At 73.4% G+C, this 13,788-nt stretch carries 16 protein-coding genes; 9 read left to right on the top strand and 7 right to left on the bottom strand.

Annotated elements, in window-relative coordinates; genetic code table 11:
* Positions 1 to 13: 13 nt before the first annotated feature.
* Positions 14 to 1,177: an FAD-dependent oxidoreductase gene (locus ABIB37_RS03810; protein WP_354256896.1), complete on the top strand. Its 1,164-nt coding sequence runs from the start codon at positions 14 to 16 to the stop codon at positions 1,175 to 1,177.
* Between the two features lie 74 nt (positions 1,178 to 1,251).
* Here the strand turns inward: ABIB37_RS03810 and ABIB37_RS03805 are convergent, their stop codons facing one another.
* Entirely contained in the window at positions 1,252 to 2,514 is a 1,263-nt protein-coding gene (locus ABIB37_RS03805) for an alpha-hydroxy acid oxidase (protein ID WP_354256893.1), read from the bottom strand.
* Positions 2,515 to 2,594: 80 nt separating this feature from the next.
* On the bottom strand, positions 2,595 to 3,296 hold the full coding sequence (locus tag ABIB37_RS03800) for a FadR/GntR family transcriptional regulator (protein WP_354256891.1): 702 nt from the start codon (positions 3,294 to 3,296) through the stop codon (positions 2,595 to 2,597).
* A 180-nt stretch (positions 3,297 to 3,476) separates the two neighbouring features.
* Here ABIB37_RS03800 and ABIB37_RS03795 point away from each other — a divergent pair, with 180 nt between their 5' ends.
* Positions 3,477 to 3,893: a VanZ family protein gene (locus ABIB37_RS03795; RefSeq protein ID WP_354256888.1), complete on the top strand. Its 417-nt coding sequence runs from the start codon at positions 3,477 to 3,479 to the stop codon at positions 3,891 to 3,893.
* Here the strand turns inward: ABIB37_RS03795 and ABIB37_RS03790 are convergent.
* Both ABIB37_RS03790 and ABIB37_RS03785 read right to left on the bottom strand, forming a co-directional pair.
* The gene (locus ABIB37_RS03790) at positions 3,811 to 4,185 is read right to left on the bottom strand and encodes a cupin domain-containing protein (protein WP_354256886.1); all 375 of its coding nucleotides are present in this window, start codon (positions 4,183 to 4,185) and stop codon (positions 3,811 to 3,813) included. The two genes, ABIB37_RS03795 and ABIB37_RS03790, sit on opposite strands and share 83 nt — an antisense overlap.
* Complete coding sequence (locus tag ABIB37_RS03785) at positions 4,182 to 4,538, bottom strand: cytoplasmic protein (RefSeq protein WP_354256884.1); 357 nt, start codon at positions 4,536 to 4,538, stop codon at positions 4,182 to 4,184. The genes ABIB37_RS03790 and ABIB37_RS03785 overlap by 4 nt, the downstream gene beginning before the upstream one ends.
* A 132-nt stretch (positions 4,539 to 4,670) precedes the next feature.
* Between ABIB37_RS03785 and ABIB37_RS03780 the strand changes: the two genes are divergently transcribed.
* The 4 genes from ABIB37_RS03780 to ABIB37_RS03765 all read left to right on the top strand — a co-directional run bounded on the left by ABIB37_RS03780 (position 4,671) and on the right by ABIB37_RS03765 (position 8,195).
* Positions 4,671 to 5,219: an isochorismatase family protein gene (locus tag ABIB37_RS03780; protein WP_354256881.1), complete on the top strand. Its 549-nt coding sequence runs from the start codon at positions 4,671 to 4,673 to the stop codon at positions 5,217 to 5,219.
* A gap of 87 nt (positions 5,220 to 5,306) precedes the next feature.
* Positions 5,307 to 6,278 carry a zinc-binding dehydrogenase gene (locus ABIB37_RS03775; RefSeq protein WP_354261522.1) on the top strand — a complete coding sequence of 324 codons (972 nt, stop codon included), beginning with the start codon at positions 5,307 to 5,309 and terminating at the stop codon, positions 6,276 to 6,278.
* Positions 6,279 to 6,415: 137 nt separating this feature from the next.
* Positions 6,416 to 6,571 (top strand): hypothetical protein, encoded by a 156-nt coding sequence (locus tag ABIB37_RS03770; protein WP_354256878.1) that lies wholly within the window; start codon positions 6,416 to 6,418, stop codon positions 6,569 to 6,571.
* Positions 6,572 to 6,665: 94 nt separating this feature from the next.
* Positions 6,666 to 8,195: an SPFH domain-containing protein gene (locus ABIB37_RS03765; RefSeq protein ID WP_354256876.1), complete on the top strand. Its 1,530-nt coding sequence runs from the start codon at positions 6,666 to 6,668 to the stop codon at positions 8,193 to 8,195.
* Between the two features lie 78 nt (positions 8,196 to 8,273).
* On the opposite strand, the gene ABIB37_RS03760 is transcribed toward ABIB37_RS03765, so the two are convergent.
* Genes ABIB37_RS03760 through ABIB37_RS03750 form a run of 3 tightly spaced genes read right to left on the bottom strand, consistent with a single transcriptional unit; the run spans position 8,274 to position 10,494 of the window.
* Entirely contained in the window at positions 8,274 to 8,933 is a 660-nt protein-coding gene (locus ABIB37_RS03760; protein ID WP_354256873.1) for an SRPBCC domain-containing protein, read from the bottom strand.
* A 1-nt stretch (position 8,934) separates the two neighbouring features.
* The gene (locus ABIB37_RS03755) at positions 8,935 to 9,408 is read right to left on the bottom strand and encodes an ArsR/SmtB family transcription factor (RefSeq protein WP_354256870.1); all 474 of its coding nucleotides are present in this window, start codon (positions 9,406 to 9,408) and stop codon (positions 8,935 to 8,937) included.
* A gap of 60 nt (positions 9,409 to 9,468) precedes the next feature.
* Positions 9,469 to 10,494, bottom strand: a complete 1,026-nt coding sequence (locus tag ABIB37_RS03750) for an Lrp/AsnC family transcriptional regulator (RefSeq protein ID WP_354256868.1) — start codon at positions 10,492 to 10,494, stop codon at positions 9,469 to 9,471.
* Between the two features lie 129 nt (positions 10,495 to 10,623).
* Here ABIB37_RS03750 and ABIB37_RS03745 point away from each other — a divergent pair, with 129 nt between their 5' ends.
* The 3 genes from ABIB37_RS03745 (at position 10,624) to ABIB37_RS03735 (ending at position 13,787) form a co-directional block, all read left to right on the top strand.
* A complete protein-coding gene (locus ABIB37_RS03745) occupies positions 10,624 to 12,186 on the top strand; it encodes an AbgT family transporter (protein WP_354256865.1) in 1,563 nt (520 codons plus the stop codon).
* 46 nt (positions 12,187 to 12,232) lie between these two features.
* Positions 12,233 to 13,456 carry an amidohydrolase gene (locus tag ABIB37_RS03740; protein ID WP_354256862.1) on the top strand — a complete coding sequence of 408 codons (1,224 nt, stop codon included), beginning with the start codon at positions 12,233 to 12,235 and terminating at the stop codon, positions 13,454 to 13,456.
* Between the two features lie 196 nt (positions 13,457 to 13,652).
* On the top strand, positions 13,653 to 13,787 hold the full coding sequence (locus tag ABIB37_RS03735) for a hypothetical protein (protein WP_354256859.1): 135 nt from the start codon (positions 13,653 to 13,655) through the stop codon (positions 13,785 to 13,787).
* Position 13,788 lies beyond the last annotated feature (1 nt).

The raw sequence follows: 13,788 nt of genomic DNA, 5'->3' as shown, positions 1-13,788 counted from the left end.
GAGGGTGGGGCGGATGGATTCGATCGAGCACGAGGTGGTGATCGTCGGCGCGGGGGCGGCGGGGCACAGCTGCGCCCGCACGCTGCGGAGCGAGGGGTTCACCGGCCGCATCCGACTCGTCAACGGCGAGGGCGGACCGGCGATCAACCGCACGCTCGTCGACACCGGCGTGCTGCCGGGCCTCCTGACCGGCGCGCAGATCGCGCTGCCACCGGTCGCGGACGTCGAGGTCGTCGATGCGCGCGCCGTGGGGATCGACGCGTCGACGCGCGCGGTCGTGCTCGACGACGGAGCCGAGCTGCAGGCGGACGCGCTCGTGCTCGCGTCCGGGAGCGTGCCGCGCCGGCTCGACGACGCCATCGCGATCGACGGGGCGGTGCGCCAGCACGCGCTGCACAGCGCTGCGGATGCCGAGCGGCTGCGGAGCGCGGTGGCCGACCTCGCGGGGGCGAGCATCGTGGTGCTCGGCGCCGGGTTCATCGGTGCGGAGGTCGCGAGCCACTACGTCGGTGCGGGCGCCCGGGTCACGCTCATCGGGCGCTCGCGGCTGCCGCTGCGCGAGGCGGTCGGCGCTGACATCTCGGCGCGGCTCGCGGCCCTGCACGCGGAGCGCGTCGACGCGCGGCTCGGCGTGCGGGTCGTCGCGATCCGCGCTGCGGGCATCCCGGGGCGCGACGACGCCGTGGTCGTGCAGCTCGACGACGGCAGCGAGATCTCCGGGGATGCCCTGGTGGTCGCCGTGGGCTCGCAGCCCGACGCCGCGTGGGCAGGCTTCGACGGCGCGATCCCGGTCGACGACCGCTTCCGCGTGCGGGCCACGCCCGGCGTCTACGCGGCGGGCAGCGTGGCGGCGCCGGAGCTGCCGCAGGGCCGTGTGCGCGTCGACCACTGGGATGCCGCGACCGCGCAGGGCGCACACGCCGCGCGCGTCCTGCTGCACGACCTCGGGCTCGGCGACGACCCTGGCGCGTGGGCGCCGACGACCGGCTTCTCGCTCATGGCCTACGGCGCGGTGATCGGCGCTCGCGGCGTGCGCGGCGTCGATGCCCGCGAGACGAGCGACGAGCTCGCGAGCGGGGGCCTCCTCACCGACTTCGCCGACGCATCCGGCCGACTGACCGGCGTCGCCGGCTGGAACGCCGGCCCGCACCTCATGCAGGCGGCCGCCCGCCTCTGACCCACCGCCTGTCGAGCCTTTGCGTCCGAGTTGCCCGCAAGGCTGGGACGCAAACCCTCAACGGGCGCGGGCGGTCAGCGGGCGGTGCGCTCCGCGGCGGCCGGCGCGCCGCCGAGCGGCGTGAGGCGCGTGAGCTGCGTCACGTGCCGCGGCTCGAGCTCCTCGAGCGACGAGACGCCGAGCAGCGTCATCGTGCGCTCGATCTCGCCCCGCAGGATCGCGATCGTGCGGTCGACGCCCTGGCGGCCGCCGGCCATCAGCCCGTAGAGGTAGGCGCGGCCGATGAGCGTGAAGTCCGCGCCGAGCGCGATCGAGGCCACGATGTCGGAGCCGTGCATGATGCCGGTGTCGACCATGACGGTCGCGTCCTTGCCCACCTCGCGCACGACCTGCGGCAGCAGGTGGAACGGCACGGGCGCGCGGTCGAGCTGGCGGCCGCCGTGGTTCGACAGCACGATGCCGTCGACGCCGCCGTCGATGAGCCGCACGGCGTCCGCCACGTTCTGCACGCCCTTCACGACGAGCTTGCCCGGCCACATGCCGCGGATGACGTCGAGGTCGTCGTACGAGATGGTCGGGTCCATCGCGGCGTTCAGCAGCTCGCCGACGGTGCCGCCGGTCGTCGAGAACGACGCGAACTCGAGCTTCGGCGTGGTGAGGAAGTCGAACCACCACCACGGCCGGGGGATGGCGTTGGCGATCGTCTTCACCGACAGCTGCGGCGGGATAGAGAAGCCGTTGCGCTTGTCGCGCAGGCGCGCGCCGGCGATGGGCGTGTCCACCGTGAACATGAGGGTGTCGTAGCCGGCCGCTGCCGCGCGCTCGACGAGACCGTAGGAGAGCTCGCGCTGGCGCATGACGTAGAGCTGGAACCAGTTGCGGCCGGCCGGGTTGGCCGCCTTGACGTCCTCGATCGTCGTCGTGCCGAGCGTCGAGAGCGTGAACGGGATGCCCGCAGCCCCCGCCGCGCCCGCGCCGGCCGTCTCGCCCTCGGTCTGCATGAGGCGCGTGAACCCGGTGGGCGCGATGCCGAACGGCAGCGCGCTCGGTCCGCCCAGCACGGTCGTCGAGGTGTCGACGTGCGCGGCCGGGCGCAGGATGTCGGGGTGCAGCTCGACGTCCTCGAACGCCTGCCGCGCGCGATGCAGCGAGAGCTCGCCGTCGGCGGCGCCGTCGGTGTAGTCGAACGCGGCAGCGGGCGTGCGCCGCTTCGCGATCGCGCGCAGGTCGCCGATCGTGAGCGCCGCGTCGAGCCGGCGCTTGCGTCCGTCGAGCTCGGGCTTCTTGAACTGCATGAGCTCGGTGAGCTCACTGATCTTGGGCAGCTGACGCTTCATGGCTCGATCCTCGTCGATGTGGTCGGACCACACGAACGATAGCCGCCGATGGTCGACCCGGTCAAGGGACCGGAGCGCGGTCAGGGCAGCGGCTCGCCGGCCTCGACGTCGGCGGTCTCGCGGTAGTAGCCCTCGATGTGGTCGCGGAGCAGCCGGGCGGCGCCGTCCCGGTCGCCAGCGCGCACGCGCTCGAGGATGCCGTGGTGCTCGGAGCGCAGGCGCGCGGCGGTCGCCGTCCAGTCGGGGAGCGACCGGGCGCGCGCGAGCGTGTGATCGGCGATCGACGTGCGCAGCGCATCCATGAGGGTGCTGATGAGCGGGTTGCCGGCCGCGCGCGACAGCTCTACGTGGAAGGCCGCGTCGAGCTGCAGGAACTCCTCGACGGGCAGGTCGGGCTCATCCATGCGCTCGAGCAGCTCCGCGGCGGCGCCCTGGTCGCCGCTCGCGTGCGCGTGCTCGGCCGCCCACGTCTCGAGCAGCAGCCGCACCTCGTACATGTGCGCGTGCTCGACGTGCCGGGTCGCGAGCTGCATCTCGAGCGCGAGCGCGAGCGCCTGCTCGGGCGCGGCGGTGATGATCGTGCCCGACCTCGGCCCTGAGCCGGTCGACGTGCGGATCGTGCCGAGCGCCTCGAGCACGCGCAGCGCCTCCCGGAGCGAGCCGCGCGAGACGTGCAGCGTCTCGGCGAGCGCGCGCTCGCCGGGCAGGTGGTCGCCGATCGACAGCCGGCCGCTCTGCAGCTCGGCCGTCACCCAGCTCATCACCGTCTCGTGCGCCTTCATCGCGACGAGTATCCCAGCGCGTGACGCGTGCCGTGCCAGCCCCGGGCATAACGCAAGCCCGGCCGGCTGATCGATCGGCCGACGGCGCGCGGACGGCCCAGGGGTGCCGCAAGCGGGGGCGGGGGCTTGCGTCGTGCTCCCGGCGACGGGGAACGAGCAACGAGGTGCGACGATCGACGCATGGGATGGATCGGTCGCCGCGGCTGGCTCGTGCTCTTCGCGCTCGCGCTCGTCGTGCAGCTCGTCGGGCTCTACGCCCCGCGTGCGCCGTCCGGCGGTGGCATCCCCGGCCTCGACAAGGTCGCGCATGCCGCGATGTTCCTCGCGCCGGCGCTGCTCGGCCTGCTCGCGGGCATCCGGCCCGTCGTACTCGCGCCGCTGCTCGTCATCCATGCGGTTGTGTCCGAGGTCGTGCAGCACCTCGTGCTCGCCGAGCGCTCGGGCGATCCCTGGGATGCGGTCGCCGACATCGTCGGCGTGGCCATCGGCCTCGCGGTGGGCTCTGCCGTGCTGCTCAGAGCCCGCGACCGCCGATCCGCAGGCCCGGCTTCCGGCGGTGCACCGAGAGGTAGCGGAGGCCCTCCGCGCTCGCTGTGATCTCGCGGCGCGAGCGCCGCGGCAGCCAGACGATCCCGCCGACCGCGAGGGCGAGCACCTCCGTGCCCGAGCGGAGCGTCCCGGACCCGGCGAGCACGTGCAGCAGCACGTCCTCCTCGGGCCCGACGTGCTCGTCGATGCGCTCGCCCGGTGGCAGCGCGATGACGTTCGCGTCGAGGTGCCGCTCGGGCTCCCCCAACCGCCAGACCGCCCCGCGTTCGACCGGGTCGGTGGCAGCGGCGGCGAGCACGACCGTGTCGGCGAGGATGCGCGGGCGTGCCGCGTCGGTCACACCGGTCCCAGCGGGGCAGGGCCGGCAGGCGTAGGCGCGGCCGCATCGGCAGGCTGCGGCTCCTTGAGCTCGACGAAGATCGCGTGCGTCGGCGTCGTGCCGATGTTCTCGCCCGTGTGCGTCTGGGCTGCGAGCCAGCGGGCGGCGCCCGACGGCAGCGTGAGGTCGATCTGCCGGTCGCCCGAGGCGAGCCGCCGGTCGAAGGCGCTGAGCGTCACCATCACGCTGTCGGGGTGCCGATGCGGGGTGCTCCGCTCGCCCGGCTCGTCGCGGTACTCCAGCACGCGGACGCGCTCGTTCTCGAAGAGCACGGCGTAGAGGTGGGGGTTCGAGGCGACCGGATCCGCGTCCATGGGCAGACCGTACTCCTCGCCATCGCCGGCCGCGACGGGTCGCTCGCGGCTCCGTCCGCCTGGCGCGATCTTGCGTGTGGTTGGCCGGTTCGGGGCTGGGCGCCGCGGCCGACGAGCACGCAGACTGGGTCGGTGACCACCGCGCTCCTCGTCATCGACGTGCAGGACTCCTTCCGCGACCAGCCGTCGTGGGCCGACATCTCGAACCCCGGCATCGCCGCCGATGCCGCTCGCCTCGTCGAGCACGCGCGCGGTGCCGGCGACGCCGTGATCTGGGTGCTGCACGCCGAGCCAGGCTCGGGAGGCGCGTTCGACCCGACGAGCGGACTCGTGCGCCTGCAGGAGGGCCTCGAGCCGCTGCCCGACGAGCCGGTCGTCGTGAAGTCGAGCCACAACGCGTTCACGACCACCGATCTCGAGCGTCGGCTCGTGCAGGCGGGCGTCCGCAGGCTGCGGCTCGCGGGCATCCGCACCGAGCAGTGCGTCGAGACGACCGCGCGCGTCGGCAGCGACCTCGGCTACGACGTCGAGGTCGTGCTCGACGCCACCGCGACGCATCCGCTCGCCCTCCACGACGGCTCCGGCACGCTGCCCGCCGCCGACGTCATCGCGCGCACGGCGGCCGCGCTGTCGGGCCGGTTCGCCACGATCACCACGATCGAGGCGGTGCTCGCGAGCTGAGCGCGCCCTCGCCGCACCGCCGCCACCTGCCGCACAGGCCCGGCTCCTAGGGTTGGGCCACGAGGACGGGAGCGAGACGTGAAGGCGATGCAGCAGCAGGGGCCGGGCGCCCCGCTCGAGTGGACGGATGCGCCCGACCCGGTCGCGGGGCACGGCGAGGTGGTCGTCGAGGTCGTCGCGACGGCCGTCAACCGCGCCGACCTCATGCAGGCGGCCGGCCACTACCCGCCGCCGCTCGGGGAGTCGGACGTCATCGGGCTCGAGTGCTCGGGCACGATCGTCCACGTCGGCGACGGCGTCGAGGGCTGGGCGGTCGGCGACGAGGTGTGCGCGCTGCTCGCGGGCGGCGGGTACGCCGAGCGGGTCGCGGTGCCCGCCACCCAGCTGCTCCCGGTGCCGACCGGGGTCTCGCTCGAGGACGCGGCGGCGCTGCCCGAGGCCGTCTGCACGGTCTGGACCGCGATCCGGGATGCGCCCGCCCCCGCGCTGGACGGGCTCGCGCTCGTGCACGGCGGCAGCGGCGGCGTCGGCTCGATGGCGATCCAGGTGCTCACGGCGCGCGGCTACCGGGTCGCGACGACCGCGAGCGAGCGTCACCACGAGCTCGTCCACAGCCTGGGCGCGGAGATCGCGATCGACTACCGCTCGGAGGACTTCGAGGCGGTCGTCCATGCCGCGACCGACGGGCACGGCGCCGAGCTGATCCTCGACGTCGTGGGCGGCGACTACCTCGCGCGCAACGTCGCGGCGCTCGCGCTCGACGGCACGCTCACCGTCATCGCCGCGCAGGGCGGCACGAAGGCGGAGATCGACCTGCGCGCCCTCATGCAGCGGCGCGTCACGCTGCGCGCCATGACGCTGCGGGCGCGGCCGCACAACGGGCGCGGCGGCAAGGCCGACGTCATCGACGAGGTGCGCCGCGAGCTGTGGCCGCTGCTCGAGGCGGGTGAGATCGCCCCGGTCATCGGCGCGAAGCTGCGGCTGACGCACGCGAACGAGGCGCACGCCCTCATGGGCGGCGCCGAGGCGCCCGGCGGCAAGATCCTGCTCGTCCGCTGACCCTCGGGCAGAGGGTCGGGTCGCTGCGCGAGTGCCCCGACACTCGCGCGCGAACCCGACACTCCGGGGGCACTCGCGTGTCAGTGGTCGGTGATCGGATGGTCTCGAACCGTTCGACGACGAGCATCGGAGCGATCATGGGACGTCAGCAACGCGGCACGCGCCACGGAGACGACCGGACGACCTGGCAGGAGCGGCACACGCTGAGCCTCGAGCAGCAGGAGCGCGAGCGCCTCCTGCATCGGCATGCCGACCTCTTCACCGACGTCGCGTCCCAGACCTGGATCATCTGAGCGCACGCCCGCGGCGATTTGCTGAAGATTCGTGCAACTTGCCGCCTCGGCACCGTAGCCTGCGGGAGACACCCCCGCACCTCAGGAGGCGCTCGTGCCCGATCTGCTCAACCCGATCTTCATCCTCATCCTGCTCGCGGCCCTCGTGGCCGTCGTGCTCATCACCGGCGCCGTGCGCCGCTACCGCATCGCCGAACCCGACGAGGCGATCATCGTCACGGGCCGCAAGGGCAAGACCACGGTCGACGCCTCCGGCCACTCCTTCACCGACCTCTCGGGGCAGAAGGTCGTCACCGGCGGCGGCGTCTTCGTCATGCCGTTCGTGCAGAAGTCGTTCAAGCTGTCGCTGCGCTCGCGCCGCCTCCTCTTCAACACCACCGCGCAGACGAAGAACGGCATCACCATCCACGCCCAGGCGGTCGCGGTGATCAAGGTCGGCGGCACCGAGGAGATGATCCGCAACGCGGCGCAGCGCTTCCTCTCGCAGCAGGAGGAGATCGAGTCGTCGACGCAGGAGGTGCTCTCGGGCTCGCTCCGCGGCATCATCGGCCAGCTGACGGTGCTCGACATCATCCACGACCGCAAGGCGCTGGCGGATGCGGTGCTGCAGGCCGCGGAGGACGCCCTCACCAAGCAGGGCCTCGTCGTCGACACGCTCCAGATCCAGGAGATCAACGACAACCAGAACTACATCTCGAACCTCGGCGTGCCCGAGTCCGCCGCCGTGCAGCGCGCCGCCGCCATCGCCAACACCGAGGCGCAGAAGGCCGCCGAGCAGGCGTCGATCGAGGCGAAGAAGCAGATCCTCGAGGCGAACCGCGTGCTGCAGCTGCAGGAGGCGGCGGTGCGCGCCGAGACCGACAAGGCCGTCGCGCAGGCGGCCGCCGCGAAGCCGCTCGAGGACGCGGTGCAGCGCCAGGCGATCGTCGCGCAGGAGGAGATCACGGCGCAGCGGCAGGCCGAGCTGCGCGAGCAGCAGCTGAACGCCGACGTGCGCAAGGTCGCCGACGCCGAGTCGTACCGCATCCAGGTCACCGCCGAGGCGAACGCGAAGGCGCGGCAGGTCGAGGCGAACGCCGAGCGAGCGTCGCGCGAGGCGCGCGCCGAGGCGGCGAAGGCCGAGGGCGTCGCCGAGGCCGCGGTCACCGAGTCGCGAGGCAACGCGCAGCGCACGGCGCGCATCGCCGCCGCCGAGGCCGCGAAGGTCGAGGGCGAGGCCGAGGCGGTCGCGACCGCCGCGCGCGGTCGAGCGGAGGCCGAGGCGATCGGCGCCCGCGGCATCGCCGAGGGCGAGGCGATCGAGGCCCGTGCGAAGGCGCTCACCGAGAACGCGCAGGTCGTGCTCGCGCAGGAGCTGCTCAAGGTGATGCCCGCCGTGGCGGAGGCGTTCGGCAAGGCCTACGCCTCGAGCCAGATCACCGTCGTCTCGGCGGACGGCACCGGCAAGCTCACGAGCGACATGGTCGGCAACATGGCGACGATGACGCAGATGATGAAGGACGCGACGGGCATCGACCTGCAGGCGATCGTGAACGCGACCGCGCAGGGGAACGCCGCGGGCAGCGCGATGGCGAAGCAGGGCCAGGCCGGCCCGGTGCTCGTGGACGCGCCGGCGTCGGAGTAGCCAGCCTGCTGGTCGAGCCGCACGGCGGGTGGGGCGCGCGGACCGGCTCGACCGGCAGGTGCGGGCGTGCGCGGAGCCCTAGGCCGCCGGCGCGCCCGTGTAGAAGCCGTAGGTCGCGTCGGCCTGCCGGGCCGCCGCCTCCGCGTCGGCGCCGTCGGCGACCGACGCAGCAGCCCACCCATCGGCCGCGCCGCGGTAGAAGCTGCGGCCCTCGTCGGTGCCCGCCCACGCCTCGGCCTCGGCCGGCGAGAGCGACCCGTCCGTCGCCCCGAGGTGCAGCGCGAGCCCCAGCAGCCCGCCGTCCCAGCCGACGCCGGTCGCGCCCGGCCCGAACGTCTCCCACATCTCGCTCGGCACGTCCGCCGCGCGAGCGACGTGCTCGAGCTCGAACCGGGTGCTGTCGCCCTCGGCCACGAGGCGCACCGTGAGCCAGGTCACGCCACCGCCGAACTCCCACGTCACGCGGTAGCGCGCAGCATCGCCCTCGGGCGGCTCGCACTCGAGCACCTCACCGCCCGCGTTGCCCTCGAGCTGGTAGCGGCCGCCGAGCCGCAGGTCCCCCGACACCGGCATGAACCAGCGGGCGATCCGCTCGGGATCGGTCACCGCATCCCAGACGTCGTCGATGGGGGAGCGGTAGGTCTGCGAGAGCGACTGCACGCGCGACTCGGCGCCGTCGATCTCATCGACGCGCACCTCGCGCGTCACGGCGCCCAGCTGGGCCAGCACATCGACCATGTCAGGTCTCCTTCGTGGGATGGGGATCGACGGAGCGGTCGCCGCCGTCGGGGTCATGCTCGGGGTCATGCTCGGGGTCGTGCTCGGGGTCGGGCTCGTGCTCGGGCTCGGCGTCCTGCGGTGGCTCATGCTCCGCCGCCTCGGCGTCCAGCCGCCGCCGTCGCCGTCCGCGCGCGAGCTCGGTGTCGAGCGCGGCGAGCCTGGGCATCCAGAAGCGGTCGAACGCGGACAGCCACTCGCTGGCCTCGCGCGGACCGCTCGGGTCGACGGCGTAGAGGCGGCGCTGCCCCTCGGGCCGCACGACCGCGAAGCCCTGCTCGCGCAGCACCCGCAGGTGCTGGCTCACCGCCGGCTGGCTGATGCCGAACTCGTCGCCGATCGTGGCCGCGATCGCACCGGCGCTCTGCTCGCCGTCGGCGAGCAGCTCGAGGATGCGTCGCCGCACCGGATCACCGAGGACATCGAGCGCGTGCACAGCACGATGCTTGCACAGCGCCTTATATACGTCAACACCGAAATATCGGGGCCCGGAGGCTCAGTCCTCCAGGGCGTCGATCACCCACGGCACCTGGCCCACGCGCCGCCGCTGGTCGTCGAAGAGGTGGCCGAGCCGCTTGTAGTAGTGCAGCAGCAGGCTGCGGTCGAGCACGCGCGCCGGCAGGCCGCGCGTGATCTGCGCCTCGATCTCGGCGGCCTGCTCGAGGCTTCGCAGCCACGCGATCACGTAGAGGTTGCTCGCGCCGCCCGCGAGCGCCGCGCACAGCCGGATCGTCGGCAGCTCGCCGATCCGCCGCGCCGCCTCGTCGAGCTGCCCGGCCGGCACGACCATCCAGAGCGCGAGCGAGTGCGGCCAGTGGGGCTGGTCGAGCGTCACGTCGACGCGCTGCACGATGCGCCGGCTCTCGAGCAGCCGGTGGACGCTCCGCCGGGCGTGCGCCTCGCCGGTGCCGAGCGCCTCGGCGATCCGGGCCGTCGGTGCGCGCCCGTCGCGCTCCAGCGTGCCGAGCACGGCCCGCGTCGTCGGTGCGCCGAGCTGCCGTGCGACGGTCGCCGTCGGCCCGGCAGACGCCTCCCGCGACGTGCCGCCCAGCACGCCCGCGCGCCAGTGCGACCCCTCGCGGAACACCCGAGTCATGATCGACGAGCGCACGTGCAGCACGTCGGCGTGCGAGCCGAGGTCGCGCTGCACGATGCGCCGCAGCTCGGTGAGGTCCTCGGCGAAGATGATGAGCCCGAGGTCGCGGTCGCCGGTCTGCGCCGAGACCGTGACGATGCGCGGATGCCGCACGAGCTCCGCGGCGACGTCGTCGGAGGTGCCTGGCCGGCACCGCACCTCCACGAGTCCCGCGACGAGCCCGGCGCCCATGCCCGGATACGTCGTGATCCACGCCGCACCCTCGGCGCTCAGCCGCTCCCAGCGGCGCCGCGCGGTCGGCGCGCTGACGCCGAGCGCGTGCGCGACCTGCGCCCACGGCGCGCGCGGATCGCGCTGCAGCGCCTCGATCAGGGCGAGGTCCGAATGCGACAGCACGTCCTCGGGTTCGGCGGCGGCGAGGTCCATATCGAACATCCTGACGGCAATCCGGGGCGAGGAGCGCAGATGTCACATGCCTGCAACACCGGGATCGCATCCTGGTCCGCAACGTTCGCTCCGGCCGCAGAGCCCGAGCGCCTGCCGAGAGGGCCCACCATGACCACCACGAAGGACGACCGTCCCGAGACCGAGCGATCCGAGCTCGCCCTCGCCGACGCGCCGGGTGCCAGCGGCCGCGTGCTGCGGGGCATCGAGCGCGTCGGCAACAGGCTGCCGCACCCGTTCTACCTGTTCCTCATCCTCGCCGGCATCGTCGCGCTCGCCTCCGCGATCGCGTCAGGGCTCGGCGCATCCACCCTCGACCCCGCGACCGGCGAGCGGCTGCCGGTGCAGAGCATCCTGTCGCCCGAGGGCCTCGTGTACGCGCTCACGAGCGCGATCGACAACTTCGTCGCCTTCCCGCCGTTCGGCCTCATCATCACGGTGATGCTCGGCATCGGCGTCGCCGAGCGCCTCGGCCTGCTGTCGTCGTTCATGCGCGGCGCGGTGCTCGCCGCCCCCAAGTCGCTCGTCACGATCGTCGTCGTGGTCGTGAGCCTCATGGGCAACCTCGCCTCCGACTCGGCGATGGTCATCATCCCGCCGCTCGCCGCCGCCGCGTTCCTCGCCGCCGGGCGCCACCCGCTCGCCGGCTTCATCACCTCGTACGCCGCGGTGGTCGCCGGCTTCAGCGCGAACTTCATCATCGCCGGCACCGACGTGCTGCTGAGCGGCATCACCACGTCCGCCGCGCAGATCGTCGACCCCGAGGCGCAGGTCACGCCGCTCGCCAACTGGTTCTTCATGTCGGCGTCGACCGTGATCCTCGCGATCGCCATCACGGTCACGTGCCAGCGCTTCCTCGAGCCGCGCCTGGGCGCCTGGAACGGCGAGGCCGAGGCCGCCGACACGAAGCCGCTCGAGCGCGCCGAGCGCCGCGGCCTCATCGCGGCCGGCATCGCGCTCGTCGTCTTCGCCGCGCTCGTCGCGACGGCCGCGCTGCTGCCGGGCTCGCCCCTGCAGGGCGAGGGCGGTCAGCTGCTGCGCTCGCCGTTCATGGATGGCCTGCCGATCTTCCTGCTGCTCATGTTCCTCACCGTCGGCATCACCTACGGCCTCGTCGCCGGCACGCTCACCCGCTGGGGGCAGGTGCCCGAGATGATGGTCGCCGCCGTCAAGGAGCTCGTGCCCTTCATCGTCGTCATCTTCACGGCGGCGCAGGCGATCGCCTGGTTCGGCTGGTCGAAGCTGGGGCTGCTCGTGGCCACGAGCGGTGCGGATGCGCTCGGCGCGGCCGGCCTGGACGGCATCGGCGGCCTCATGCTCTTCAGCCTCTTCGTCATCCTCCCCGCCCTGCTGCTCGCGAGCGGCTCGGCGCTCTGGACGCTGCTCGCGCCGATCTTCGTGCCGATGTTCATGCTCAACGGCATCGACCCGGCCGCCGTGCAGACGGCCTTCCGCATCACCGACTCGGCGACGAACCCGCTCGTGCCGATGAACCCGATGCTGCCGGTCATCCTCGGCCTCATGCAGCGCTGGGCGCCCAAGGGTGGCATCGGCACGCTCTTCAGCCTCGTGCTGCCCTTCACGATCGTCATCCTCACCGTCTGGCTCCTGCAGTTCGCGCTGTGGGGCCTCGCCGGGCTGCCCTTCGGCCCCGGTCACGGCCTGACGCTGTGACCCGGCCCCACCCATCCACCGTCGTCCTGCCCCAGGAAGGAACCCGATGACCACCATCGCCCCCGAGCTCACCGCCCACCGCGAGGTCGACGTGCCCGCGCTGATCGAGGAGGCGCGCGGCGCGCTCGCCGCCCACCTGTCGACGCTCGTCGACGTCGCCGCCGACCTGCACGCCAACCCCGAGATCCGCTTCACCGAGGTGCACGCGGCAGCGCGCCTCACCGCGGAGCTCGAGACCGCCGGCTTCGCCGTCCAGCGCGGGTTCGCGGGGCTCGAGACCGCGTTCGTCGGCCGCTGGTCCACGGCGGATGCCGTCGACGGCACGACGACCGTCGCCGTCTTCCTCGAGTACGACGCGCTCGAGGGCATCGGCCACGCGTGCGGCCACAACATCATCGCCGCGGCAGGGCTCGGCGCGGCGCTCGCGGTCAGGGACGCGCTCGCCGCGGACGGCGGCGCGCCCGCGCACCTCGTCGTGGTCGGCAGCCCCGGTGAGGAGGGCGCGGCGGGCAAGGTGCCGATGATCGAGCACGGCGTGCTCGACGGCATCGACCTGGCGATGATGATCCATCCGGCGGGGGAGGACGTCGCCGCATCGAGCTCGCTGTCGCGCGTCGCGCTCGACGTCGAGTTCACCGGCCGCGCGAGCCACGCGGCGGCGCACCCCGAGCGCGGCATCAACGCCCTCGACGCGGCGACGCTCGCGCTCACCGCGATCGGCCTGCTGCGCCAGCAGCTGCCCGACGACGCGCGCATCCACGCGATCGTGACCGACGGCGGCCAGGCGCCGAACATCATCCCCGAGCACACGGCGATCCGGGCGTTCGTGCGCGCCGAGGACCGCGACGCGCTGCTCGAGAGCATCGTGCCGCGCGTGCAGGCGTGCTTCCAGGGCGCGGCGATCGCGACCGGCTGCGAGGTGCTGATCGAGGAGCGGACGCCGCCGTACTACTCGCTGCGACCCAACCCGACGCTCGCGGGCCTCGCCGAGCAGGCGCTCGTCACGCTCGGCCGCACCCCGGCGGTCGCGCCGCAGATGGGAGGGTCGACCGACATGGGCAACGTGAGCCACGTCGTGCCCTCGATCCACCCGATGCTCACGCTCGTCCCCGACTGCTCGCCGCACACCCGCGAGTTCGCCGAGGCCGCGGGCGGCACGGCGGCGGCCCCGGTGATCGAGGACGGCGCGGCGCTGCTCGCGGCGACGGCGCTCGCCGCGTTCCGCGACCCCGCCGTGGTCGCCGAGGCGAAGGCGACGTTCGCCGCCTGACCCCGCGCGGATCTGCGCCCACGCATGGCCCGCTCCGGATCGGAGCGGGCCATCCGAGGCTCCTGGGCTGGCCAAGGGCGCATGCGACACGCCGAAGCAAATCGTTCGAAAGATTCCTTGCGAAGCAAATGCTTCGAAGGTAGTGTTTCGGATATCGGCGGGGCACCTGCACCGCCGGACACCGAGGAGGCACACCATGGGACGCACGAGCCGCATCCCGCACCGCATCGCCAGCGAGGAGCGCAACCGCGCCCGCGTCGAGCGCGAGGAGCGTGCGCGCTACTACGACCGCGAGCGCGCGGAGCTGCGCATCCAGCGTGGTTTGATCTGAG

Origin of the sequence: Agrococcus sp. UYP10, assembly GCF_040547205.1 — a bacterium.
Lineage (GTDB): Bacteria > Actinomycetota > Actinomycetes > Actinomycetales > Microbacteriaceae > Agrococcus > Agrococcus jenensis.
Note: the sequence above shows the minus strand (reverse complement) of the source record. Positions and strands in the feature narration are given on the sequence as shown.